22 protein-coding genes and 1 pseudogene are annotated in these 24474 nt (G+C 70.6%); 9 read left to right on the top strand and 14 right to left on the bottom strand.

Translation table 11 applies throughout. The features are described from left to right. Positions 1–32: 32 nt before the first annotated feature. The 4 genes from FRCN3DRAFT_RS43340 to FRCN3DRAFT_RS57600 all read right to left on the bottom strand — a co-directional run bounded on the left by FRCN3DRAFT_RS43340 (position 33) and on the right by FRCN3DRAFT_RS57600 (position 5596). Entirely contained in the window at positions 33–3182 is a 3150-nt protein-coding gene (locus FRCN3DRAFT_RS43340; RefSeq protein ID WP_007507613.1) for a lantibiotic dehydratase, read from the bottom strand. Positions 3183–3276: 94 nt separating this feature from the next. Then, positions 3277–3477 carry an FxLD family lanthipeptide gene (locus FRCN3DRAFT_RS0208430; protein WP_007507611.1) on the bottom strand — a complete coding sequence of 67 codons (201 nt, stop codon included), beginning with the start codon at positions 3475–3477 and terminating at the stop codon, positions 3277–3279. Between the two features lie 60 nt (positions 3478–3537). Then, on the bottom strand, positions 3538–4872 hold the full coding sequence (gene fxlM, locus FRCN3DRAFT_RS0208425) for a methyltransferase, FxLD system (protein WP_232793970.1): 1335 nt from the start codon (positions 4870–4872) through the stop codon (positions 3538–3540). A gap of 172 nt (positions 4873–5044) precedes the next feature. Beyond that, positions 5045–5596, bottom strand: a complete 552-nt coding sequence (locus FRCN3DRAFT_RS57600; RefSeq protein WP_425343336.1) for an NAD-dependent epimerase/dehydratase family protein — start codon at positions 5594–5596, stop codon at positions 5045–5047. Positions 5597–5779: 183 nt separating this feature from the next. On the opposite strand from FRCN3DRAFT_RS57600, the gene FRCN3DRAFT_RS0208415 reads away from it, so the two are divergent. Next, positions 5780–7135: a helix-turn-helix domain-containing protein gene (locus tag FRCN3DRAFT_RS0208415; RefSeq protein WP_232793969.1), complete on the top strand. Its 1356-nt coding sequence runs from the start codon at positions 5780–5782 to the stop codon at positions 7133–7135. Between the two features lie 17 nt (positions 7136–7152). Here the strand turns inward: FRCN3DRAFT_RS0208415 and FRCN3DRAFT_RS0208410 are convergent, their stop codons facing one another. After that, positions 7153–7809, bottom strand: a complete 657-nt coding sequence (locus tag FRCN3DRAFT_RS0208410; protein WP_007507606.1) for an HAD family hydrolase — start codon at positions 7807–7809, stop codon at positions 7153–7155. A gap of 214 nt (positions 7810–8023) precedes the next feature. Between FRCN3DRAFT_RS0208410 and FRCN3DRAFT_RS49305 the strand changes: the two genes are divergently transcribed. Both FRCN3DRAFT_RS49305 and FRCN3DRAFT_RS0208400 read left to right on the top strand, forming a co-directional pair. Beyond that, on the top strand, positions 8024–8923 hold the full coding sequence (locus FRCN3DRAFT_RS49305; RefSeq protein ID WP_157845191.1) for an ATP-binding protein: 900 nt from the start codon (positions 8024–8026) through the stop codon (positions 8921–8923). A 267-nt stretch (positions 8924–9190) separates the two neighbouring features. Further along, the gene (locus FRCN3DRAFT_RS0208400; RefSeq protein WP_035924512.1) at positions 9191–10030 is read left to right on the top strand and encodes an SAM-dependent methyltransferase; all 840 of its coding nucleotides are present in this window, start codon (positions 9191–9193) and stop codon (positions 10028–10030) included. Positions 10031–10086: 56 nt separating this feature from the next. On the opposite strand, the pseudogene FRCN3DRAFT_RS0208395 reads toward FRCN3DRAFT_RS0208400, so the two are convergent. The 3 genes and pseudogenes from FRCN3DRAFT_RS0208395 to FRCN3DRAFT_RS49300 form a co-directional block, all read right to left on the bottom strand. Next, positions 10087–10614: pseudogene (locus FRCN3DRAFT_RS0208395) on the bottom strand (IS1634 family transposase); the annotation flags it as partial. Between the two features lie 313 nt (positions 10615–10927). Then, positions 10928–12868, bottom strand: coding sequence for a WD40 repeat domain-containing serine/threonine protein kinase (locus FRCN3DRAFT_RS43330; RefSeq protein ID WP_269799852.1), 1941 nt, complete (start codon positions 12866–12868; stop codon positions 10928–10930). Between the two features lie 60 nt (positions 12869–12928). Further along, a complete protein-coding gene (locus FRCN3DRAFT_RS49300; protein WP_007507595.1) occupies positions 12929–13486 on the bottom strand; it encodes a hypothetical protein in 558 nt (185 codons plus the stop codon). A 399-nt stretch (positions 13487–13885) separates the two neighbouring features. Here FRCN3DRAFT_RS49300 and FRCN3DRAFT_RS0208375 point away from each other — a divergent pair, with 399 nt between their 5' ends. Beyond that, positions 13886–15037, top strand: coding sequence for an AfsR/SARP family transcriptional regulator (locus tag FRCN3DRAFT_RS0208375; RefSeq protein ID WP_007507593.1), 1152 nt, complete (start codon positions 13886–13888; stop codon positions 15035–15037). A gap of 440 nt (positions 15038–15477) precedes the next feature. On the opposite strand, the gene FRCN3DRAFT_RS0208370 is transcribed toward FRCN3DRAFT_RS0208375, so the two are convergent. Together FRCN3DRAFT_RS0208370 and FRCN3DRAFT_RS0208365 are read right to left on the bottom strand one after the other, a co-directional pair. Next, positions 15478–16344 (bottom strand): SAM-dependent methyltransferase, encoded by an 867-nt coding sequence (locus tag FRCN3DRAFT_RS0208370; RefSeq protein WP_007507591.1) that lies wholly within the window; start codon positions 16342–16344, stop codon positions 15478–15480. 275 nt (positions 16345–16619) lie between these two features. Further along, positions 16620–17135 (bottom strand): transcriptional regulator, encoded by a 516-nt coding sequence (locus FRCN3DRAFT_RS0208365; protein ID WP_007507589.1) that lies wholly within the window; start codon positions 17133–17135, stop codon positions 16620–16622. A gap of 163 nt (positions 17136–17298) precedes the next feature. Between FRCN3DRAFT_RS0208365 and FRCN3DRAFT_RS0208360 the strand changes: the two genes are divergently transcribed. Continuing rightward, entirely contained in the window at positions 17299–18192 is an 894-nt protein-coding gene (locus FRCN3DRAFT_RS0208360) for an IS982 family transposase (protein ID WP_007507587.1), read from the top strand. A 47-nt stretch (positions 18193–18239) separates the two neighbouring features. Here FRCN3DRAFT_RS0208360 and FRCN3DRAFT_RS0208355 read toward each other — a convergent pair whose 3' ends face one another. The 3 genes from FRCN3DRAFT_RS0208355 to FRCN3DRAFT_RS0208345 all read right to left on the bottom strand — a co-directional run bounded on the left by FRCN3DRAFT_RS0208355 (position 18240) and on the right by FRCN3DRAFT_RS0208345 (position 20656). Next, complete coding sequence (locus tag FRCN3DRAFT_RS0208355) at positions 18240–19178, bottom strand: helix-turn-helix domain-containing protein (RefSeq protein WP_007507582.1); 939 nt, start codon at positions 19176–19178, stop codon at positions 18240–18242. A gap of 78 nt (positions 19179–19256) precedes the next feature. Beyond that, a complete protein-coding gene (locus FRCN3DRAFT_RS0208350) occupies positions 19257–19502 on the bottom strand; it encodes a hypothetical protein (RefSeq protein WP_007507580.1) in 246 nt (81 codons plus the stop codon). Between the two features lie 113 nt (positions 19503–19615). Then, positions 19616–20656, bottom strand: a complete 1041-nt coding sequence (locus FRCN3DRAFT_RS0208345; protein ID WP_007507579.1) for a winged helix-turn-helix domain-containing protein — start codon at positions 20654–20656, stop codon at positions 19616–19618. Between the two features lie 331 nt (positions 20657–20987). On the opposite strand from FRCN3DRAFT_RS0208345, the gene FRCN3DRAFT_RS53930 reads away from it, so the two are divergent. The 4 genes from FRCN3DRAFT_RS53930 to FRCN3DRAFT_RS43315 all read left to right on the top strand — a co-directional run bounded on the left by FRCN3DRAFT_RS53930 (position 20988) and on the right by FRCN3DRAFT_RS43315 (position 23497). Beyond that, positions 20988–21350, top strand: coding sequence for a hypothetical protein (locus tag FRCN3DRAFT_RS53930; protein ID WP_007507577.1), 363 nt, complete (start codon positions 20988–20990; stop codon positions 21348–21350). Further along, on the top strand, positions 21347–21853 hold the full coding sequence (locus FRCN3DRAFT_RS53925; protein ID WP_007507575.1) for a DUF3846 domain-containing protein: 507 nt from the start codon (positions 21347–21349) through the stop codon (positions 21851–21853). Before FRCN3DRAFT_RS53930 ends, FRCN3DRAFT_RS53925 begins: the two co-directional genes overlap by 4 nt. A 96-nt stretch (positions 21854–21949) precedes the next feature. Next, the gene (locus FRCN3DRAFT_RS43320; RefSeq protein WP_007507573.1) at positions 21950–22879 is read left to right on the top strand and encodes a DNA-processing protein DprA; all 930 of its coding nucleotides are present in this window, start codon (positions 21950–21952) and stop codon (positions 22877–22879) included. Between the two features lie 243 nt (positions 22880–23122). Beyond that, positions 23123–23497: a hypothetical protein gene (locus FRCN3DRAFT_RS43315; protein WP_007507571.1), complete on the top strand. Its 375-nt coding sequence runs from the start codon at positions 23123–23125 to the stop codon at positions 23495–23497. A gap of 123 nt (positions 23498–23620) precedes the next feature. Here the strand turns inward: FRCN3DRAFT_RS43315 and FRCN3DRAFT_RS0208320 are convergent, their stop codons facing one another. Further along, entirely contained in the window at positions 23621–24427 is an 807-nt protein-coding gene (locus FRCN3DRAFT_RS0208320) for a hypothetical protein (RefSeq protein WP_007507570.1), read from the bottom strand. Between the last annotated feature and the right edge of the window lie 47 nt (positions 24428–24474).

The following is a 24474-nucleotide window of genomic DNA, read 5'->3' as shown; positions in this document are numbered from 1 at the left end:
CGGTCCAGGCGGCGTGGTCACTGACCGGGTGGTCATGGGCCGGCGTTCGCTGGCACGGGTAGCCGCGGCTCGCGGGCTGTGGTGGCTGGGTGCAGGGCGAGGTAGCGGCGGGCGGCGGCTTGGGCGAGGCGCAGGCTGGTGGCTTCGAGGGCCTTGTCGATGCCGACAGCGCGCACGTGATGGTCGTGCAGCAACGACCGCAGCACGGTCGCGGGCTCCCGCTGCTCGGCGAGTATCCGGTAGTAGCGGGTGAGCGCGTTGTCCCGGGCGTTCCATGCCGCGGCGACGGTGGCGGGGGCAGGCTGGTCGGTGAGGCGCAGTGTGTGGTCGCGTAAGGCCCGGTCCAGGGGGCCTGTCGGTGGATGGGGCAGGGCTAGGAGTCGGTGGGCTCCGGTCGTCGGGTCGGGGGCGAACGCGAACGCGAGTCGGGCCAGCGACGCCGCGGCAAGCGCCTGCGCAGGAACAGCGCTGGGTGCAGCACCGGCGAGTTGGGCGATCGCGGCAGCGGTGTCGGCCGCGAAGACCGCCTCGGCGGCCTCCAATGCGGCTCCGGTGCCATAGCGTCCCGGCTGCGGCTGGTAGCCGACCAGGGCGATTCCGGCGAGCATGCCCCGGGCCTGGAGGTCGCGGGCGAACGCGGCGAGGCGGGCGGCAAGTGGGCCGTAGGCGCCCTGTTCGGGCACGCGCAGATAGAGATCGAGGTGCTGGTCGGTCTCCGGGCGTATCAAATCCAGCTGCCGGCCTGCCCACCATCGGCTGATCTGGCCGGTGGTCTGCAGGGCTGTCAGTAGCACGGTGGCGTGGCCGGTGAGGATCTCGGCGAATCGGGCGGGGTTGCCGTGCAGCTGCGCGTGTACCACCGACGCGTCGCCCGGCTGGCCGGCCGGCGCTGGGGCGGCGGTCGCGACCGGAGGCCGCCGCGACATCGGGACGGTGCGCACCATCGGCACGGTGAACTCGGCGGGCCGGCCAAGCCAGCCGTCCCTGTCCGCGGCGCCTTGTTCCCACAGCTCGATCCGGGTGGCCGGGTCGGCGCGGTTCAGCCGGGCGCGCAGCAGGTCCCGGTCCAGCGGCTGGCTTAGATCGAGCGGCAGGCGTTGGTCGTCCTCACAGAGCACGACCTGTTCTGGGACTGACCATCGTTTCCGCCAGCCGGCCAGCGCCTCGTCCCACACTGCCGCAGTGGTTCGGCGGCGCAGAGATGGTTCGGTCACGAGCCAGCGGGCCGGGACGAGCACGGTGCGCCGGTAGCGGATGCGGGGGGTGTGCGGCAGAGCGCGGGCGGCGCCGAAGTCGAACGGGCCGTAGAACGCACACCGGCTCTGCCCGACCTCCGCGAGGAAACGCGCGAGTCTGGGGGTGCGGCCCCGCAGGTCGAGCGCGTGCAGGATCCGCGGCAGTACCTGCTCCCCGGTGGCCCGGCGCATCAGGTAGAGCTGGTCCGCGTCGGCGGTGACCGCCAGGTCCTCGAGCGTGAGGGTGTCGCGTGGGTCGGGGTGTTCGCCGAGGGAGAGCACCTCGTCCAGCAGCCGTGGCACGCCGGTCACGTTGCCGTTGTGGGTGTACCGCGGTGGGAACGACAGCTGCACCGCAACCGCCCCGTCTCGCCCGGCGCCGAACGAGGCCGCCAGGCTGGCCCGGTCGGTCTCGTCGAGCAGATAGGCGAAGCGGCCCGCCATGCTCGTCTGCGCCCGCGGAGTTGCTGTCGCCCACAGCTGGAAGCGGCCCCGGTCGATCGCCTTGGCTGAGGCCGCGTGCAGCGCGAACCCGAACTCGACCCGCCCCGGACCCACGATCTCCTCGCCCTCGGTGGCCACGGTCAGCGCCTCGACCACCCGGTCGGTCAGCTCGATCTCGGCAGCGCTTTCCAGCGCCGCGCGCTGCAGCAGCGTCAGCAGGCGGGCGTCGCGTTCGGTCAGCATTCGCCACACCGGCCGGGCCCGCGGCGCGGCCGGGAAACCGGTCGGATAGCCAAGCCCTGAGTCAGCGAGCAGCTCTCCGACGGGGACGAGGGCACCCGGCCCGTAGCGCGCGAGGAATCGGGAGTGGTACTCCAGCCACGCCATCTGTCCGAACGGCCGTGTCCCTACCCGTACCAGCGTCTCCACCGCTGCCGCGGCCTCCTGCAGCACGCTGGCCGGCAGCGTGATCTCCATGTCGGCGCGGACGTCGACCGCCAGCACGCCGCCCGCAGTCATCGGCTCGCCCACCCCTGCGGGGGCGAGCGCATGCATGACCTCGGCGATGCGGGCGCGCCGCGCCGTCGCCTGCTCGGCGTCGGTGGACGCGTCGTGGTTGGCTGCCGCCAACTCGCCGGCGATCTCCTCCAAACGGGCCAGAACCTGCGCCGGCGCCGACAGATCTGCGCGTGCCGGGGCACTGGCCATGACCGCCCGCAGCACATCGATGACGTGCGCGAGTCCGTCGACGGCACTCGCGGGCGGGTGAAGGTTCGTCAGGAGCACGCCCTGATCGACGAGCCTGTCGAGCAGCGTGCGGATGGTGGCCGCGCGGGCCGACGGGAACGCGATCTGGAGGTCGGCGCGCAGGTCGGTGAACCGCCGTGGGAGGTGCGTCGCCGCGAGCGTCGCGGCCAACGGTTGCGAGCAGCGCACCGATATCTCCGTGACCGGAGCCTCCGCACGCCGGTTGAGGCCCACCGGCACGGGCCATTGCGGGACCACGAACCTGCCATCGCGCACCACCCCGAGGGAGTTCGCGACCACGGTGAGCCCGTCACGCACGTTCGGGTCGGCTTCCAACCGTGCTACCAGGCTGTGCAGCCAGGCCGCGTCCGCTCGTACCGCGACGCGCGGTGTCCCGGCCGCCACCGTGGCCCGGTCACCGACCTTGACCGAGGCGACTCCGGCGAACAGACCGAACGGCGTCACCCGGCGCGCCCACCGCGCCAGGTAGAAGCAGGTCGCCAGTACAGCTCGCCGTATCTCCTGCGTGCCAGCGCCCTCGCGGCCCACCAGCTGTTCGACCCGATCGGCAAGAGCGGGACTCGCTAGCGCCACTGCTGCACAGACGTCGGGTCGCGCCCACACCCCGGCCAGCCAGGTCTTGCCGTCGACGTCCGCGTCGTCGAGGATGCCGACGCCGTGCGGCAGATCCAGGCCGACCGGCGCGGTCGACAGTCGGACCAATACCGGCTCCGCCGGCGTGTACGAGGCAGGCATGGTGTCGGCCACTCCTTTCAACCGCCTACGGGCAGAACCTGTGGCCGGCCACCGGCCCGCCTGGTCGTTCGGGCGGGCCGGCGGCGAGCGGCTCCTAGAACGGGTCGTTCGCGTTGCTGATGCAGGCCGTCGTCGCACAGGTCGAGCCGCAGCCGTCGCTGGTGTCGCAGTCGGCCATGGGCGCACCGGGCACGAGCGACTCGATCACCTGCAGGTCCAACTCGAACTCGTCGAGCTCGGCAGGCGCCGAGCTGGTGGGTGCGCTGGCGGTGTGGACGGTGTCGGTGGGGGTCATGGGTCCTCCTGTCGGAGATACGGGTGTGATCCGCGCGTGGCCGTCAGGTCCGCGCACGCTTCAGGACGGGCCCGGCTCCATACCGCCGGGCCACTCGATGGCGACGAGCTGATGAGTCTTCGTCAACACCGCCGCGCCGGCCGGCAGCAACGCCCAGTCCGTGCCTGCGGGCCATAGCGAGAACCGAGGAGCGGCCCGGCCCGTCCGGTCCCAGGCCCGCGTCGCCTCGACCATCGCCGCGGCAGCCTCGCCTGCGTGCGGACCGAAACCGCAGGCACCGAACTCCGAGTCCCCCGGCCGGGCACCCTCACCCACCGGGCGGGCCACCTCCGGGCCGGCGAGCCGAACGATCTGCACAGCAAGCGAGTCCCCGACCGCCGCTCCATACGGGAACATCTGCACCCCGTCACCGACGAGTGCCGCCTTGTCCTCGACACCGACCCGGCAGAAACCCGGCAGATAGCAGGCGAACCACAACGTCAGATCCGCGAACGACGTCCCCCTCCTACCCAGGACGCCCGACCACGCCTGCGAGCGACCCGCCGCGAGCACCCCGTCCAACCGGGACGGCTCCGCAGGCACGCCCGTCTCGAACCGCGCTGTGACCGACCCGCCCGACGGCGCAGGAAGGTGGAAGGTTCGATCGGCGTGGCCGCCGACGCCCTGCGCCGGGACGAACCCACACACCTCCGCCGACGTACTGACCAGATGGCCCGGGGCACGACGGAAACCGATCGACCGGGTGATCCCGTTCATCCGCAGCGGCACCACCAGCCGGCCCGCCGCGGTCAGCTGCTCCACCAACGCCGGCGACACGTCCCACGCCCCCACCGTGATCACCACGGCGTCAAACGGCTCTTCACCAGGCACGCCATGGTCGGCGTCGCCGACCAGCACCCGCACCCGATCGCCATAACCCGCTGTGGCAAGCAGCTCCCGCGCGTTCGCCACGATCTCCGGATCGATGTCCACACTGACCACCCGGCCATGACGGCCGACAACCTCGGCGATCAGGGCCGCGTTACAGCCCCCGGAACCCACCTCCAGAACACGCATCCCCGGACGCAGCTCGGCCTGCTCCAACATCCGCGCCTGAATAAAAGGCGCCGACACGGAGGAAATAATCACTCCAGCCGCGTCACGTTTCGTGGTCACCGAATCCGCCGCGTTGTACGCCGCGAGCAGCGACGTCTCGGACGGCATGAAAGCTTCCCGCGACACCCGGCGAAACGCCGCCTCCACTTCCGACGAACGGATGTCTCCATCCGCGATCATCTTCTCCACCATCGCGGCGCGAGCCTGGCCGGCCTCTTCGGCCACATCAAGCACCTGACCCATCAGTCCTCCGTTCTGCAAAAGTGATGCAACGTGTGATCTTAATATTTTGTTCGACACGGAGTCGACTATCGACCTGCAACATAAAGTCGCGGGCGCCAGGATTTCTACACGAGACCGGCAGAAGATCTAAACTCGGACGAAAGAGTGCTGGGCGCCCGGCTCCACATATAGCTGCCCTCGCCTGTAGCGTTCGCCGAGATTTACACCATCGGCCAGATCATCCCGACACTCAGGGTTGCGTGGAAGGCCAGCCCTGTCCGCAGTATGTCTGCAGTGGTTGTCGGACAGGTAGGGTCCGACTCCCGGCTCGGTCGCGCGATGGGGACCGTGGACGCTGGAGGACGAGGCGGCGCACACCGCGCCGGACGCACGCGTTAAGCCGACGGCGCGTGCCTACCACATTGGGCCGCGTGTAGTCGTCGAACTCGTCCCTCCAGGACTGCCGAACGCCTGGTCGGGTCGCCAGGTGGAAGACGATGTCGCACCCGACGACGGCATCATCCAGGCCGTCCTGGGCCAGGTCGGCACTGACGAGGACGCACTGCGGGTCGTCCCTTACAGGCGCGAGGTTCTCGTCGGGGAGAGCGTCGGAACCCTGCACCGGCAGCCGACGGCGACGGTCGTGACTTCTCGGGCAACCAGGTTCTCGACGAGATGGGATCCAATGAAGCCGCCCGCGCCGGTGGCCATCGCCCGGTTCATCGGACTGCCGCCGCAGGCCCAGCGGGCCGGAAGCCTGCTGATCGCCGTCAGTGCTGTCGCTTGGCGTGCCACCGTTCATGCTCGACGTGTCCACCACGCATCCCTGGTCGCTGTGGCCCGCATCGGCTGTCGCCGGCAGGGCCCGGCGCACGATCCCCGCCGGCCTGATCAGGAAACCCGGCCACCAGCGCGGGCGGTACCCTCCACAGCCCGTCCAATGGCAACCAGCCGATGACGGAAGGTAGCCACGTCCGATAGCCTCATGCTGGTCGACGACACCTGCCCGACAAGACGTTGGAGGTGCGGCGTGGCGAGTAATCGTCATCCCCCGAACCGGAATCTGGCCTGGGAACGACTCCAACATGGCTGGTCACACGACGAGGTCGCCCGCCGCGTCGGCATGGAGATGGACCACGCCGGCGAGACGTACACCGGCCTGTCCGCCAATACGGTCAGGCGATGGGAGACCGGCGAGCGACACCCCGAGCCGCGTTACCGCAAACACCTGGTGACCGTGTTCGAAAAGCCCGCGAGCGAGCTCGGCCTGCTCACGCCAGCCGAGCTAAAGATGCGCCCTGACGTCGCTACGGGGAGGACAGACGGCATGCAGTCTGGCGCGATTGGTGACGCGAACTGGGACCGCGCGGCCGTCCTTCGCGCACTACTTGGAGCAGGAGCGCTACCGCTGCTGAGCCCGTTGCTGTCCGCAACGTCGGCCGAGGACGACTCGCAGACTAGATCTTTCCAGGTGGACCCCGAGACCTACACGGAAATCGCGAACGGTCAACGAGAACTGTACTGGAACAGTCCTCCGCGTCCGCTATTCGAAGCCTCCTTCGCGCACACCCACCTGGGCGTCGCACTCTTGCGCGGCGCTAGCGGCACGCAGCGCGCTGCTCTTGCCGCCGGGCTGGTCCAGTCGGCGCTGCTCGCCGGACGCCTCGCCTTCTTTGACCTCGGCCAGCCTGCCATCGCCACACGCTGCTACGAGGTCGCCCTCACAGCCAGCAAGGAGGCCGGCGACCACGCACTCGCCGCCACAGTCCTCGGCCACATGGCCTTCGTCCCCGCCTTCAGCCAGGACCCTGACAGTGCGCGGAACCTGATCACCGCCGCGCTGCAGCACTGCTGGCACGGCGTCCACCCCATCGTCCGGTCCTGGCTGCACTGCGTGTCCTCCGAGATCGAAGCCAGAAACGGCGCCGCGACAACCAGCCGCCACCAGATCGACCTCGCCGAAGCCTCGCTGCCCGACGATGCCGGCGATCTCACGTGGTTCGACTTCTACGACGCGGCCCGTCTTGATTCCTTCGCCGGCTACGCCGCCCTCACAACGGGCGATCATCCGGAAGCTGCCCGCCGACTGGCCGCGGCGGCGGACCAGCTCGGCACGCGGGGAAGCAAACAGCGCAGCGTCATCCTCGCCGATCTTGCCGGAGCACACGGCCGGGATGGCGACCGCGTCGCTGACTACCTTGGTCAAGCGATCGAGACGCTCGCCACCGACTGGTACGCGACCGGGATGGACCGCGTACGCGCGATCCGGCCAATGCTGGGAGACAGCAAGCACGGTCAAAACATCGACGGGCAGATCAGAGCACTGTCACCAGCATCCTGACCTCCATCTACAGAGTGTCAGTTCGCCTCGTTGCGTTTGCGCACCAGATCTGATAGGTCGGTCAGAGAGTCGAGGCGAAACAGGCAGCGGTCGGCGACTGCAGGATCCTCAAGGATGTAGCCCCACGGGCCCCGACGGATGAGAGCGGTCGCCATGCCAACGGCCTGCGCGGGGCGGATGTCATTGTCGAGCCGGTCACCGACGTAGAGCACCTCACCGGCCGGGCAACCCGCTTCGACGACGACGCGGTGAAAAAACTCCGCCGATGGCTTCTCCACACCCCAGCCGTCCGACGTGCCGATCACGTCAACGGGGAGATCCAATGCCCGCAGGATGGCCTCGGCGCGGGCGGTCTGGTTCCCCGCCAGGCCGACCAGCAGACCCTCTGCGCGTAGCGCTGCCAGGCACGGCCGCGCATCGGCGTACAGGTTCTCCTCGCCGAACGACTCCGGCTGACCGGCCGCCGCGCGCCACTCCCGCTCCGCCCCGAGGTCAAATCCGGCCCGGAACACCTGGAATACCTCCCGGTAATCCAGCCCGCGGGCGATCACGGCGCCGAACACCGCGGAAAACGTGTGCCGAGGCACTTCTAGCCAGTCCGCCCACGTCCCGTACTCCCGGGACTCATCCACGATCGTCTCACCTACGTCGAAGAACACCGATCTGATCGGCACGCGGGCCCTCCCGACTGGTCAGACTGCGGATGATGCAAACCCCCAGCATGAGGCTATCGGACGTGGCTACCTTCCGTCATCGGCTGGTTGCCATTGGACGGGCTGTGGAGGGTACCGCCCGTGCTGGTGGCCGGGTTTCCTGATCAGGCCGGCGGGGATCGTGCGCCGGGCCCTGCCGGCGACAGCCGATGCGGGCCACAGCGACCAGGGGTGCGTGGTGGACACGTCGAGCATGAACGGTGGCACGCCAAGCGACAGCACTGACGGCGAGGCGCCCATGGACTCGGGACCACCTTCGCCAAGCCAAGCGGTATCGACTTGCCCCCTCCCTCGCGCCGGAGTGGCCTCCATGACCTGCTTCGAATCTTCCGGAGGTCGCGACCCGAATCGGCTGTCCTCCGGATCCCCTCGCACGCCAGAGCTGTCAACTACCAGCGCAGCGGCAAAGGCCCTGCCCGCCGGCATGCCGCGGCAGTTGACGGTGCGTGACAAGGTGGAAGCGAATCGCTCGATCGTGCGATGGCTGGCCTCCACCCCGGCCGCACCTGCCGTCGCCCGTTGGCAGACACACGCGACGCTGTCGGGATGGCGGCTGCTCTCGCTTCTGGACGACGCGCAGCTCGTGATCAGCGAGCTTGTCGCCAATGCGGTCACCGCCTCCACGAACACCAACACGCCGGACCCGCTCTCCCATTGGATCGCCGTTCGGCTCACCGACACTGACCGCCGACTTGTGATCGAGGTCTTCGACACCGCGCCCGCCATGCCCGCCCGCTCCATGCCCGACCCGCTGGCCGAGTCCGGACACGGACTCCACCTCGTCGACGCGCTGGCCACCTGGGGCTCCTATCCGACTGCGACAGGGCCAGGCAAGATTGTCTGGGCCGCGTTGGACCATGACAGGCCCGAGGCCGGCCGCGGTGACGAGTCGCGGTCTCTGCCTCGCCGGGCGCCGACGGCTCTCGCGGTCGGTGACGCTCCGGCTGTCCATGACCTGGTCCTGCTACGACGGATCCGCGACGGCCTTCTCACCGGGGTAAGCCCGCGCACGGGCTGTGCCCTGTCGGAGCGCCGCAGCGCGTCCGCTCCCGTCCGGACGAAATCGCGACCGTGATCGTCGCACCGCGGGCCTCCGCATCGCGCTACCTGAGCCTGGCCGCCGGTCTTTGGCGTTGATCACCGGCAACCGTTCCCAAAACCGTCAGGTCGAGGCCGGCACATCCCTGCCACCGCCGCAGTTTGATCTTCCCGTGAGGAGAGGGCACCTTTCGCGCGCCCAAACACAGTCCCGCCACTCACCACCCTTCCCGGTGAGTCAAAACCGAGCCCTTGACCGCCTTCATCGTCGCCCCTTGTAATCACGTAAAGGACTAGCAGGACCATGACCACGAGCGATTCACCGTCCCAAGCATCGGGCACGGAGCTGTACATGAACCGGCCGCATTCGGCCCGTATGTATGACTACTACCTGGACGGTAAGAACAGCTATCCCGCCGATCAGGAGGCCGCCGAGGCGGTCCTGCGTGACTTTCCCCAGGCGCGGACAGTGGCCAGGTGCAATCGGGCGTTCCTGGGCCGTGCGGTCAGGTATCTCGCCACCATGGGGAGGATCCGCCAGTTCCTGGATATCGGCACCGGGATCCCGACCTCGCCGAACCTGCACGAGATCGCACAGTCGATCGCTCCCGACGCCCGGATCGTCTACGTCGACAACGATCCGCTCGTTCTGGTGCACGCCCGCGCTTTGCTGACCAGCCGGCCAGAAGGCGCCACCGCTTACCTGGACGCCGACCTACGCGACCCGGAGAAGATCCTCGGCTCCGCCGAGGTACGTGACACCTTCGATCTGTCCCTCCCGGTCGCCTTGTCCCTGAACGCGATCCTGCATTTCATCCCCGACGCCGACGACCCCTACGGCATCGTTCAGACGCTGCTCGACGCGCTGCCCGACGGCAGCCACCTGGTCCTCACGCACGCCACCGCCGACTTCGCCCCCGAGCAGGCCGACAAGGCCGCGGCCGTCTACCAGGCCCGTGGCATCTCCGTCCGAGCACGCAGCCTGGCCGAAGTCGAACGCTTCTTCACCGGCCTCGACCTGGCCCCGCCCGGGCTCACCGTCGCGCACCGCTGGCAACCCGACAATGACGCACCAGACAGCGAGCTGACCGACGCCGACGTGTCCTGCTACGCAGCCGTAGCACGCCGCCACCTCGACCGCTGATCCTGCGCGCTGATATGACCGCGCTCCCTGCTGGAGAGGACACGTGACCATTCATCACCCACCAGGTTCTCCAGGCCGTGACGCGCCTTGAACTGGCGGACGATCGGCAGGATCGTCGCGGTCTCGGCCTTGTTGCCCGCGTAGCAGCCGATCTCGAGCGGGAAGCCATACCGGTCGACGAGCAGGCCGACGACGATCTGCGGGTCGACGCGGCGTTCCTTCGAATAGCCGACCTTCCGCAGGTCGTCCTCGTTCTCCGCCTCGAAGTAGAGCGTGGTCACGTCGTAGAGACACAACGAGACATCACCGCTGGCCTGGGCGTGGGTGAAACACAGCCCGGCGAGCCGGTCGCGGTGGCCATCGCGCTGCGCGCGCAGCAGCGTGCGGCGCATCGTCTTCTCGCTCGCCGGCGTGACGCCGAGATCGACCAGCACCCGGCCGGTGTCGAGGATCGACGTCGGCTCGACCAGCCGGGCGATCACCAGATCCCGGAACACCTCGTCGCCCAGCGCGTCGAACCCCAGTGACGCGAAAACCCCGGCCAGTGTCTCGTAGAGCACCCGCGACGCGGTCCCAACCACCCGCGGGCCGGCGACCGCCGTCCGCTCCGACGCCCACACCGCTGGAGGGCTGCCGCGTGATCATGCCGAAGGCTTCGTTCCGGCCAGGGTTGTGGCGACGAGAGAGACAGGCGCGAAGCAGGTCGCTGGTTGGCGACGGTCCGGGTCTGGTTCGCCCACACAGGCTCGGACCGCCGGTGGAAGCATCGCGGCTGGCATCGCTCCGAAGGCCGGTGGGACGCCGTGATGCTGTTCGCCCGGGTGGTCAGGGGCAGGCCGAGGAAGCTGTAGTGCTGCGCTCTGTCGCTGGTAGTTGCTGGTATTGGCGAGTGGATAGCTATGGCGATCCGGGCCAGATGGTGACCGTGCCGTCTTGGGATGCGGTGGTGAGGGTTTGCCCGTCGGGGCTGGTGTCGATGGCGGTGAGGTCGTTCCGGTTGCCGCTGAAGGTGATGACGTTTCGGGGTGCGGCGGGGTTACTGAGGTCGATGATGTGGACGGTGTGGTCGGTGGCTGCGACGGCGAGCGTCCGATTGTCGGACGTGAACGCGGCGGCTCGGCCTGGTCCGAGGGTGCGGCTGATTTCGGTGACGCGCGTCGGGTCTTCGATGTTCCACAGATGTATTGAGCTGTCTCGTTCGGCGGTGGCGAGCTTTTTCCCGTCGGGGCTCACGGCGATGCCGATGATTCCGCCGGAGACGGCCGGAATAGCGCCTATAAGCGCCGCCTGCGTGGTGTCTCGTAATTGGGCGGCAAGGGCGGTCGCGAGAATGGGAGTGGTGTTTCCGGGGGTGTAGGCGAGTCCGACGATCGGGCCGGCTTCTGTTTGGATTTCTCCGATGTGTTCCGGGTCGGCGCGGTCGGTGATGTCCCAGAAGTGAACGACACCGGCGGTATTGCCGCCTGCGAGGGTGCCATCGGCGCCGACCGCGAGGTGTCGAATCTCGTCGCTCGTGATGGTCGAGAGCGAGGCGGGATTCGATGGATCTGTGACGTCCCACAGGTGGATGGCCTCGGGGTCAGCGGTCGCGAGGGTCTGGCCGTCGGGGGAGAACGCTGCGGCGGTGGCGGGTGGGGTGTCGAGGTCGGCCAGGGTGCGAGGGTGGGTCGGGTCGGTGAGGTCGATTAGCCGGGGTTTGGCGGTGTCACTCGTGATGAGCAGGACCGCGCCGCCGGGGGCGTAGCGGACCGTCCGGGCCGCACCGGTGGTGTGCAGCGTGGCCAGCGGTGGGGACGTGGGGGTTGGCGTGGTGGGCGCCGCTGGTCGTGTCGTGGCCGCCGCCGGGCCGCCTGTATGTGCCGGGGGCGTGTGGTGGATCACGGTCAGGGTGATGGCAAGGGTCGCCGCCAAGACGGCGGCTGTGGCCGCCGCGAGGATGCGGGGTGCGCGTAGGCGAGGGCGCCGCGGTGGCTGCTGGGTTGGCGGGTCGAGGTTGCGCGCGGGGGTCTGCGTCGTCTGCTCTGACGTCGTTGGCACATCGGCATCGGTGTCGGTGCTGCGTCGGGTTCGGGGCGTGGCGCCAGCGGGAAGTGTGATCAGCTCCTGGTACAGCTCGGCGGCGGTCGGACGTTGGCCGGGGTCTTTGGCCATCGCGGTGTGGATGAGGGCCGCGAGCGGCGGGTCGATCCCCGCCGTGTCAGGCGCCTTTCGGATGATGGCCTGGATCAGGCGTGCGACGTTGTGTGGCCGGCCGAACGGGTAACGACCGGTCGCGGCGTAGATGACAAGGCCGCCCCACGCGAAGACGTCGAGGGCCGGTGTGGGCTCGCCGCCGGTGACCTGTTCGGGCGCCATAAATGGCAGGGTCCCGATAGGACCCGGATCGGTGATCAGAGTCAGTTCCGGGTCGATCGCCCGGGACACGCCGAAATCAATCACCCGCGCGCCGGTCGGTGAGAGGATCACGTTTCCTGGTTTCAGGTCACGGTGAATGAGTCCGACCCCGTGAATCGCTGTGAGGGCGGCGGCAACGTTGACCGCGAGCCCGAGAACCTCCAGCGCGGAAAGACGCCCGTCGGTGCGGACAGCGCTGGCGAGAGTCGGTCCGGGAATGTAGTCGGTCACCAGGTAGGGCGGCTCGGCGTCGAGGTCGGCATCGAGAATCGCGGCCGTGTAGAAACGCGGGACCCGGCGGGCGTAGTCGACTTCCCGCGCGAGCCGGACGCGGAACGCCGCGCCGCGCGGGGCGTGGTGAATGACCTTGACCGCGACCGGATGGCCGTCGGGGTTCCGCGCGAGGTAGACGGTTCCCATGCCCCCGGCACCGAGGCGGCGCACGACCGTATACGGGCCGACGCGCCCGGGGTTGCCGGGTGGCGTCACCTGGCTCGGCCCCCGCTACCCGCGTGCGCGGGGCGGCTGGTGACTGTTGGGCGTCGCCGTGGTGGGTCGGTAGCGGTCGGGCGGGGGCGGTGCCTGGCGGGGGTGGCTGTGCTCGGGCGTGCCGTGCGTGGTCAGGTCGCCGAGCCGGGCCCGCTGGTACAGCTCCAGCGCCAGCATCCGGGTAAGCCGGGGTTCGTGGTGGCGGCGGATGGTGTCGCCCGCGACCCGGTAGTACGTGCCGGCCTGCTCGCGCCGTTCGGTCCGGGTGAGCATCGGGCGGCGACTGGCGGGCCGGGCTGCCGGGTGCAGGTCGAGGAGGGCTTCGAGCGCGGGCGCGGCGGGCCGGCCGAGCGCGGCGACCGCCGCGACGATCAGCCGGTGCGTCCGGATCGCCCGGTCATGCGCGCTGCCTGCCCTGCTGCCGGCCGGGAAGACCAGGTCGGTCAGCGCGCGGCCGTCGGCGGAGGCCACGAGATCGGCCGGGTGCGACACCCCGTGCGCGAGCAGTCCGCGCACCAGCGCGTCGAGCTGGTCGACGAGATCAGCCGGTCCAGCGGTGTCGGGGCGACGCATGGTTCCCTCCTCCGTGATCGGGCTGTGCGCGGATGGGCACCCTTCGGACACTGCTCGCCATCAAACAGATACGACAGCCGATTTTCTGGGGCTTGTGGCGCCGTTGTGCGCCGTCCGCCGGCTGGGCGTCGAGGCGGCACAGGACGCAGCTGGAAGCCCGATCCGCGCGGCCGGGCGCCGGATCGGCGCCGGGTTCATGCCGGATTCGTGCCGGGTTGGCGCCGCCGGGTTGGCGCCGCCTCGGCGCCGGGATCGCGCCAGGATCGCGCCGGAATTGGCCTTGGCGATTTGACAGTCTGAGAACGGCGCGGATAGCGGCGGCGGCGAAGACTCGGTAGTGCAAACGCGATCCCCGGGAATTGCCGGGTCAAAACTTTCTCCGCATCGGCGGGAGTCCTTATGCGCCGTTACTACTACCGCTCGCCGTGGTCGCCGATCATCTGCTGGTCGCTCGGTTTCGGCCTGCTCAAGGTCGCCGCATTCGGCCGCGACGGCGCCCGCCTCGGCCTGCACCCGTCCACCCTCGGCCCGCCCCCCGACGCGATCACCCTCGACCTCGACAGCCGCCAGACCAGCCCACCCGCCGACGCCGGCACGCCGTGGCTACGGGTCACGCCCCAGCAGGCCGCCGACCTGCTGGAGCTGACCCTCGTCCAAGATCTCCACCCCGACCCCGCCGGCATCCCAGGCGCCCCACCCGGCCCCGCACCCGAAGCGCCACCGCCCCGCTCAGACCCGGTCCCGCCGGTCGAGTCTGCCCGGCACGATCCGCCCCCGGCTCCGGCGCCAGGGACAGCGCGGGTGCGGTTCACCGTGTTCGGCAGGCCCGCGCTCACCCTCGACGGCCGGCCCCACAGCGCCGGGCTGTCCGCCCGCAGCCTCGAAATCGCCGCCTACCTCGCTCTGCACACCGACGGCGTGCCCGGCGACCAGCTCGCCGCAGACCTCCTGCCCGACCGCGACCCGACCCGCGCTCGCAACGCCGTCTACCAGGACATCGCGAAACTGCGCTCCACCCTGCGCGCCGCCACCGGCGAGCCGGGCACCCTCTACCTCGCCGGCGACAAGAAAACCGGCTACCGCCTCGACCCGACCCACGTCGCCGTCGACCTATGGGACTTCGACCGTGCCCTCGCCCACACCGGCCGCGTCCGCACCGACGCCGACCGGATCACCGCCCTCACCGCTGCCGCCACCCTCATCACCGCCCGGCCGTTCGGCGACGCCGCCTACGAATGGTCCGCCGCCCCCGCCGCCGACCTCGAACACCGCGCCCTGACCGTGCTCGTCGACCTCGCCGATCTCCACGCCGACGACCACCCCGACCACGCCCTCGTCCACCTCGACCGGGCCATCGCGCTCGCGCCCCAGGTCGAGGACCTCTATGTCCACGCCATGCGTATCCACGCCGCCCGCGGCCGGCCCGACGCTGTGCGGCGCACCTTCCAACGCCTCGTCGACGCCCTCGATCATCTCGACCTCGGCGTCGACCCCACCCCGGAGGCTCAACAGCTGCTTGCCCGGCTGCTGCGTCGCCCGCGCCCAGGCTGACGCGAGGGCGGGGTTGGCCGGCTTCTCGCCGGCAACAACGCCTCCTCTTCGGCGGACGCCAAGCGCCGACGCAGTACGCCCCGGCGCGCGCCGGTTGCCCGCCGGGGCATGTGGCAAATGGCCGCGCGATGGCTCGGTGACACACACCGAGGCGATCCCCCCGCCGACGTCGACCCGGGACCGACCGCATTTCCCGCCAGCGCGGTGCCGGTGGCAGACGCCCGCCACCGGCACCGTTGTCGCGGTTCCCGCGATCAGCGGCGCGACCCTGCCCGGGCCTGTTCCACCCTCGGCAGGCCTGTCGAGCACTAGGTGTCCGACGACGCACCGCACGCCGGGCTGGCCGCAGCGGTCGCGCTTGTACCTGCCCCGTCGCGCAAGCGGCGAACCGACCACCCGTTGCGCCGCGCCACGCGCCGTGCTTCGTAGGGCGAGCTAGGTCATTTCTTTTGGCCAACGCCGCCGTAGACGCTGACCTCAGCGTCGGTCAGACCCGCCGGGACGGCGCCGTCGGGCCGCCACCGGTGCGCGACCTGTATCCCGGGCTCGACCAGGTCGAGACCCTCGAAGAACCGGGCAATCTCGCCGCGGCCGCGGGCCTGCGCGGGGATTCCCCGACTGCGATAGGTCTCGATCAACTGGGTCCAGGTCTCGGGCGCGTAGTCGCCGGTGACATGGCTGATCACCACATGGCTGCCCGACGGCAGCGCGTCGAGCAGCCGCTGCACGATGCCGTACGGGTCGTCGGCGTCCGGGAAGAAGTGCAGGATCGCGACGAGCGACACCGCGACCGGCCGGGTCAGGTCGATGGTGTCGCGCAGCTCGGCCGACGTGAGGATCGCCTCGACGTCACGCAGGTCCGCGGCCAGATAGGCAGTGCGCCCAGCCGGCGTGCCGGTCAGCAGCGCACGGGCATGGATGAGCACGATCGGATCGTTGTCCGCGTACACGACCCGGGCGTCCGGGGCGACCTGCTGGGCGACCTCGTGCAGGTTGGGGCTGGTGGGAATGCTGGTGCCGATGTCGAGGAACTGGCGGATGCCGACCTCGTCGACGAGGTAGCGGATCGCCCGGTGCATGAACGCCCGGTTCTGCTGAGCGGTCGTCCGCCCGTGCGGGAACTCGGCCAGCGCCTGCGCCGCAGCCTCCCGGTCGGCCGGGAAGTTGTCCTTACCGCCCAGGTAGTAGTCATACATCCGGGCCGAGTGCGGCCGATCGGTCTGCAGATCCACCCGCACGGCATCCTCGGTGGAGCTCGTCCAGTCCCAGCCGGCGTCGCTGGTTTGTGAGTCGTCCGTCTCCGTCACGACGCCCCCTCCGCGTGGCCGACGATCGGTGCAATTCACCCTATCCGTCGGAGACGCACCGTCTTCAAGGCGGTGCGCTGCGCATCCGGCCACGGCCACAACGCCCGCCGGGCAACGGCCGACGGTCGGATGCGGAGACCGCCGTCGGAACGGGGGCGCGCCGACCCGTTTTCCCGGATTCGCTGTGGCAGGCCGTGCGCCCTCCCAGCGTGGACGCTGGGAGGGCGCGGTCGTGCTATCGGTGCCGTCCTGATCACGCCGCTACGGCGTGGGGATCAGGCGGTGTCGGCGGGGTTCCCGACGTCGCCCATGGGGTCGAGGGCGTTCCACCGGCGGAGTGTGTCGATCAGCTGGTCGGGGGTGCGGTCGTAGAGGGTGGCGAGGGTGCGTAGGTCGTCGTGGCGGATGGAGAGGACGCGGCCGGCGTAGTCGCCGCGTTCCCGTTGGATCTCGGCGACCCAGCGACGCAGCGGCCCGGCGTCCTCGCCGGGCACGCGGGCCAGCGCGGGCAAGTTGAGCACGAGGCGGGCGGTGCGCGGTGGCAGCGGGCCGGGCCGTCCGCCGGGCAGCAGGTCGCGGACGGTGACGCCGTAGAACGCGGCGAGCCCGGCGAGAGCCTGGACGCTGATCATGCGGTCGCCGCGTTCGTAGGAGCCGACCGCCGGGACCTTCCACCGGCCGTGGGATAGGGCCTCTACCTTCTGGAGGGAGTAGCCCTGCTGGGTGCGGATGGTGCGTAGTCGGATGCCTACCTCGCGGGCGAACGCGTGGTTCTCGCTGGTCGTGGACATGGTTCCTCCGTGCGGATGGGTGAGCGGGGACGGGGATGAGCGCCCGGGAACGGCGGTCGCAGCGCCCTTCCCGGGCTGACCGGGGATTTCGGGCTAGACGAGTAAGTCCGAAGTCTGGGTGACCGGTGGTCGGGCATGGAGAGAGGGTTTCCAAGATCGAGTTGTGACGCAAGACCTGGAAACCCTCCTGACCGCACTCTATGTGAAGATCGACGACCGGATCGGAGGGAGACGACGGACCGGACGGCCACCCACGCTGAGCGACTCCGAACTCGTCTGCCTCGCGGTCGCCCAGGCCCTGCTCGGCCACCACTCCGAGGCCCGCTGGCTGCGCTACGCCCGCAGGCATCTGACCGGGATGTTCCCGTATCTGCCGGGCCAGTCCGGCTACAACCGGCGTCTGAAGACGGCGCTGCCGCTGGTCAAGGAGGCGATCAGGGCGGTCGCGGTCGACAGCGACTTCTGGTTCGACAACCACTGGATCACCGACGCCACCCCCGTCCCGTGCGGGATGTCCCGGCCGACCGTGAAGCGCTCCGAGATGGCCGGCTGGGCCGGCTACGGCTACTGCGCGTCGCACTCCCGGTTCTACTGGGGCCTCAAGCTCTACCTGGTCTGCACCCCGACCGGCATGCCCGTCCTGTGGGCACTGGCCAACCCGAAGATCGGCGAACGGGAGGTGCTCGCCGCGATGCTCGACCACGACGCCGCCCTGATCGCCGAACGAGACCGGATCCTGCTGATCGCGGACAAGGGGTTCGCCTCGAACGACCTCGAGGCGGCACTGTCCGAGCAGCGCATCGACCTGCTCCGTCCGCACCGCAAGGACGAGACGGCGCGCAACGGCGAGCCGATGCTCAAGAAGGTCCGCCAGCTCATCGAGTCGGTCAACGACACCCTCAAGGGCCAACTCGACCTGGAACAACACGGCGGGCGGACCTTCGAGGGCGTCGCGGTCCGCGTCGCCCAGCGCCTACTGGCGATGGCCGCGGCGATCTGGCACAACAACAAGACCGCCGCGCCCGTCACCCGCTCCCTGATCGCCTACGACCACTGACCAGAGATCGGAATTACTCGTCTAGGCCCGGGTGCGCGGGAAACGGATCAGCCGGCCGGGGTGGTGGGCGCGTGGTCGGCGGCGCGGGTAAGGGCGCCGCCGAGCTGGCGGGCCTCGTCGGGGTCGAGGCGCAGGAGGACGACGAAGCCGTGGCCGTCGGTCTGGACGCGCACGTTGATCGTGATGTCGGTTTGAGAGAGGGTGGCGGGCTCGTCGTCGAGCGACATGGGCGCCGCCGGTGTGCTGCCGTGGGCCGCAGCGGTGGCGGGTTCGGCAGGGTGCTGGCGGAGTTGGTAAAGGCGGGGCCGAGGGCTGACGAGGCGGACCAGGCCGATGGTGGTGAGGCGGTCGAGGGCGGTAGTGACGGCGCCGATGGAGCGACGGAGTTCCCGTGCGACGTCGGGCGCGGAGACGACCGTGTGGGGGTGGGCGCGCAACAGCTCGAGAATCTGTGCGGGGAGCTGGCCAGGTCGCAGCCGTGGGCTGCCGTCCCCGTTGGCCGGGGTCTCCTGGACGGGGCGGATCCCGACCTGGGTGCCGGTGGGGATTATGGCGAGCGGGCGAAGCATCAGGGGCCGGCGAGTCGGGTTGTTGGGGACGTCCACAGTTGGCTGGTCGTGCGGATGTGTGCCGTCGGGCGGCGGTTCCACGGGGTGTGGGGCGCATTGGTAGAGCCGGGGGCGAGGACAGACGAGATGGACCGCGCCGGCCTTGGTGAGGCGGTCAAGGGCGGGGCCGACTGCGCCGGTCGAGCGAACAATCTCGCGGGCGACGTCGGCGACCGAGAAGGCCGCGGTAGGGCGGGCACGCAACAGTTCAAGAACCTGTCCGGCGAGCTGGCCAGGTCGCAGCCGTGGGCTGCCGTCCCCGTTGGCCGGGGTCTCCTGGACGGGGCGGATCCCGACCTGGATATCGGTGGGGATCATGGCGAGCGGTCGGGGGGTCGGGGTCCGTGGCCGGCGGCCTGGGGTTTCGGGAGTGCGCATGGGCGGCTGATCTCCTGGAAATGTGGCTGCTCGTAGGTGGCTCGGCCGGCGTTGTGGCGGGCGCGCGGCGGGAGAGGATCAGCCAGCCTGGGTGGTGGGTGGGTGGTCGGCGGCGCGGGTGAGGGCGGCGGCGAGCTGGCGGGCCTCGTCGGGGTCGAGGTAGGTCGCGGCGACGGTGTGCGTCCACGTCGCGTCGAGCCGCAGCAGGATCACCGGTCCGGCGTCTCCGGCGTCGCCGGTGTCGGGCCGGATTGTGATCTTGCTGTCGGCGTGGGTGGTGGTGGTCAGGGTTGCGGCGTGGGCGCCGTGGTCGAACAGCGGCATCACAGGGCTTCCTTCACCGGGTGCGGGCAGGCAGGCGGCGGCCCGAGCAGCCGGGCGGGCGGCACGGGTGGTGCCGCCCGCCCGGCCCGGCGCGCCGCCGCGCGGGGATGCATTTAGGCGGTAGCGGCGGGGGCGGTGGTGTTCGCGGCGCCATCGAGGTGCTGGTAGCGGCGGGGCTTGTCGGAGACCTGGGTGACGGCGCCGTGGCCGGCGAGGCTGGCTAGGGCGTTGGCGACCGCGCCCGAGGACCGGACAAGTTCGCGGGCGATCTCACCGGGGGTGAACGCGACGTCATCGTTGGCGCGTAGGTAATCCAGGACCTGTCCGGCCAGCTGGCCCGGCCGCATCCGGGCGGAGCCGTTGCCGTTGACGCGCTGCTCGGCCGGCCCGGTGGCCGGGGGCTGGGCGGCCCGCGCCCGGGAACGGGGCGCGGCGGGGGCGGCGCCGGTGCCGGTGCGGATCGGGCAGGCCGCCAGCGGGCACGTCAACGCCGCACACACCGCCACCGGGCCCTGCACAGGTATGCCCGCCACGGTGACGTCGCCGGTCGGGGGCGGGCTCTGCTCGCCGGCCGCCTCGTCCGGGTCCGCGCTGCTGGGAAGGCCCGGCTCAGCCCTGTCGGGCTCAGCCTCGGTTGCCATGTCGGGCTGCGCGTCGGCGTCCGGGCTGGCGGGTGGCTGCGGGGCCGCCGTGCCCAGCGCAGGCTCGCTGTCGGTGTCGGCGAGCGGCTCGTCGGAGGTCGTGTCGTCCGAGCCGTCCGGTGCGGCGGTGTCGCCCGGCGCGGCCTCATCGGGTGCGGTGTCCGGGTCGGTCGGGTCGGGGGTCGTGGCGGGCGCGGTGGCGCCGTCCGGGTCGCCGGTAGCGTCAGCAGCGGGGTCGGCGGGGTCGGCGCCGGCCGGGGTGCCGGGCGTGATGGCGGCCCAGCGGGCGGCGGGGCGGCCGGGCCCGGTGGCGTCCAGTCCGGCCTTGCCAGCCCTGCCGATCTTGGCGAGGCGGTCCAGGGACGTGGACGCGGTCGCCCGCGACACCCCGGCCTGGGTGGCTAGCTGCCTGACGGTCAGCGGCCCGTCGGCGGTCGTGAGGATCTCCAGGATGTCGGCCAGGTCATCGGGCACGGCGGCGGCGGGCGCGGGGGTGGCGTCGTGGTCGGCCATGGGGATTGTTCCCTTCACGCATGCGGCGCGGGATGAATGCACCCCGGATTTGGGGCCGTTTTCAGCAGTACCTCGCTAACCCGTCTGCAGCCAAGAAATATCTTTGGAAAACCTTTCCCGACGGTTCGCGATCGGCGGGTTTCATGACTCTTTTCGCGGTGGGATTGCTGTGCACGTTCTGATCAAGTTATGGTCCGGTCGATCGACCATTCCCACGCGCCCACGGCACACACATCGAACACCGATCGGGATTTCCGCGTCTCCGCCCGCGATGCCGGCTGGATGCGGGTCGATTCTTTTCCGTTTCCTATTTTTCTGTGAGGAGTTTCGGATGGCCTGCCATCACCACGGCCCGGCGGGTGCCGCCTCGACACCGGTCCGGTCGATCGCCGCGGTCGTCGGGTTTCTCCACGAGTCCGGGTTCCGACGCCACCCGTCGGGAGAGCGGCCGCGCTTCGTGCGTGGCGACCTCGAGATCGAGATCGGGCACGTTCTCACTGTCATCCAGTTCAAGGACTCGCCCGCTGGCGGGGTGCCGTCGATCCAGGTCGCGGACTGGATGTTGATGCTCTCGCTCGACAACCCGCTGCCCCTGCTGCGCCACGTCGTCGACCACCCCCGAGCCACCACACCCACAGTGCCGGACGCTGCCGACCTGTCGGACTCGTCGGCGGGGGCGGAGGTGGCCTGGTGATCGAGGTTGTGGTGATCCCGGCGGATCCGGCCACGCCGGCCCGAGTCGAAAGCCTCGACGCCGACAGTCCGGTCGGCTTCCAGCGGCTCGTCGGCGGGAATTTCGAGCTGGTCTATGTGGACGACGAGGTCTTTCTGTTCGTCAACGACGAAGGGCTGATCAACGGGCTGCCGATGAATCCCCGGGTGCTGCTGCTGGCCGCGTCGCTGGATCCGGACTTCACCGAGGCGGTTCTGTGTGGAGACGCGGTCGTGGTCGGGCCGGCGAGCCGGACCGGGTCCACAACCTCGGCACCGGTCTGGCTTCGGGACCTGTGCGCCGGGCCGGCCCGTTTCCAGATCGAACAGCAGGTGAAGCGCACCGGGGCCTGGATTCCGATGTCCCTCGTGATCGGAGAACCTTTCTTCGGGCTCGCACTGGTCGCCAGGATGGCGCGGCGCGCCCCCAACCGGACGGTCCGCCTCACCCGGCTCGGCCAGGAAAGCCCGCCACGGAACTCCTGATCCACAGCCTGCGCACTCGCCTGGCTGTCCGCGACGTTGCCCCGAGATTTGTTCTTCCTTCTTCGTCTCTTATCCCTGTGCGGAGGTGGTCTGTCCATGTCGACGTCCGAGGAGCGGCTGGCCCGGGTGGGGCTGGCTCTCACGGTCGGGCCATGCACGCCCGATGCCTACCGGGCGATCCGGGCCGCCGGGCCGGTCGCCGCGTGGCACGGCTACACCGCCCGCCACCCAGCCCCGGACCCGGCCGATGCCCTGCGGATCGCGCAGGAAGCGGGATGGCGGCCGATCTGCCCCGGCGATGACGAGTGGCCGACGGGCCTTTCAGGCCTCGACGTCGACGGCGAGCTTCGCGCCGGCGCGGTGCTGGCGCTGTGGGCACGCGGCCCGGCGCACCTCGCCACCGTGACCGCGCCGGGCGCGGTCGCCGTCGTCGGTTCCCGGGTGGCGAGCGGCTACGGCCTGCACGTGGCCGGCGAGCTGGGTGGCGGACTTGCCGACCGAGGCCGCACCGTGATCGCCGCTGCCGCGCACGGGATCGACACCGCCGCACTGACCGCCGCCGCCCGCGTCGCCCCAGCGGTGGTGGTGCTGGCCTCGACCGACGAGCTACACCGACACCGAGCCCTGCTGGACACCGTGGGCGAGCGTGGCGTCGTCGTTACGGCATCAGTCCCCGGCCAGCCGCTGTCCCGCCGCCGCCTCGCCGCCCGCCACCGCCTCATCGCCGGCCTGGCCAGCGGCGTCGTCCTCGTCGAGACCGCCCGAGGCGGGAAGTCACTCGCGGCGACCAGCGCCGCCACCGCGCTGGGCCGCCCGGTGATGGTCGTCCCCGGCCCGGTCACCAGCGGCGTGAGCGGCGGCTGCCACGAACTCCTGCGCACCAACAAGACGGCCCGCCTCGTCACCTGCGTCGAGCACATCTGCACCGAACTCGACACCGCTCCCACCCCCGCGTCCGTCACCGCACCGTCTCCCGGACCCCGGCCGCTCGCCCCGCCCGGCGATCGGGAAAGCCCACGCCGATGACCACCGGCGCGGCCAGGCTCTGGATACGCGGACCACCCCACGCGGGGGCACCCGCCGAGCCTTGTTCTCGGCCCATGCCCGCAGCGTGGGGACGCGAGCAGCGGTAGCCGCCGTCCCCGGCACGGCCTGCGCCTCCGGGTCTTTTCCCAGGCGGGAGCAGGCCGCCCCGGCGCGGGTGTTCACAGCACCCGCGCCGGGGCGTAGAGACCCCTACCCCTTGCAACAGCCAAGGAGAGAAGCCCCATGGGCATCGTCTCGCCCGACACCCCCGACCCGCAGCCCGTCCCCCACCTTCCCCTCGACGACCGCAAGCGAGTCACCGTCCGCCCCGCCGGTCTGGACGCGGTGGAGGTGACGGTCCGCCCAGGCGCCAACCGCATCGACCTCATCGAAGCGCTGCTCTGGCTCGCCAACGACCTGTTCTTCGAGGAGCACTACGGGGACGTCGAACCGGTCCTGGTCTTCCGCCGTAACCCGACCGGCGCAGCGGCACCGGCCGGCACGCCGGTCCCCGCCAGGCCGGCGCCTACCCAGGACCATCACGTCCCGGCACCGAGCCCGGATGAGATGCCAGGTCCAGGCGCGCCGCGCGCCGGGGCCTCGGTAGCCGCCTGCTGATCGCCGCGGCTTTTCTCCGCACAAGACAGGGGCGGGCCCCGACGGGAAGTCTCCCGTCGGGGCCCGCCCCTGTTCTTCTCTGGTGTCGAGCTGCGCCGCCAAGGCCAGCCGGATCGGGGTGTCTTAGCTGGTTGGGAAAGGGTCAGGCAGGGTGTGGGGCCAGTGGTCCATCCGGTAGGTGCCGCCGTCGTCGACGATGACCTCGTCGGCGGGGTCGCAGCGCTGGCCATCGGCCATGCCGACCACGGCGAGGGTGACCGTCGGCGTCGGCCTGCCGGGACGGACGGTGCGCGGGCCGCGCCGGTCGAGCACCAGCAGGGTCCGGTGACGTCGGTCGGCGGCGCCAGCGGCGTCGGTCGCGTCGATCACCGCCCCGGCGGGAAGCGCGGCCAGCGGCAGCCGGGTGCCCTCGGGCACGGTCGCCGCCGGGTAGCGATGGCGCGGCTCGGCCACCTGGTGGCGGCTGCCGGCGGGGTAGGTAAACGCGCCGAGGAAGCCGTCGCCGGTGCGGAAGTCGAGGACGGCGGCGTAGTCGTTGTAGTAGCGGACGACGAGCGCGGTGATCCGTCGACCGACGTCCCGCACAATCTTGCTGATCTTGTCGCGGTCGTTCCAGATCTGCCAGGCGGTCGCGGCGTCCCCGGCCCGGTAGGCGGTCCAGTGCACCCCGCTGTGGCAACGGTAGGACCGACGGTGCGGCCCGTCGTCGTGGTAGTAGACGGCCCACCGGCCCTCGGCGACGTCGAAGCGGGGACCGTCGCCGTACGGCACGAGCCTCGCCTGCCGGTCTACACCGCGCAGGGCGGCCGTGGGGTAGATGGTCGGACCGTCGGGCCAAGCGATCGTGACGGTGTCGTCGAGCGGCAGGTACTCGACGGCCCGCCCGGCGACATGATCACCGTGGCGAATCGCCAGCTGGTCGAGCCTCATCGCGATTTCTCCTTCTGCGCGCCCGGGCGGTGGCCTGTGCCGCCGCC

The organism is Pseudofrankia saprophytica, assembly GCF_000235425.2.
GTDB lineage: Bacteria > Actinomycetota > Actinomycetes > Frankiales > Frankiaceae > Pseudofrankia > Pseudofrankia saprophytica.
Note: the sequence above shows the minus strand (reverse complement) of the source record. Positions and strands in the feature narration are given on the sequence as shown.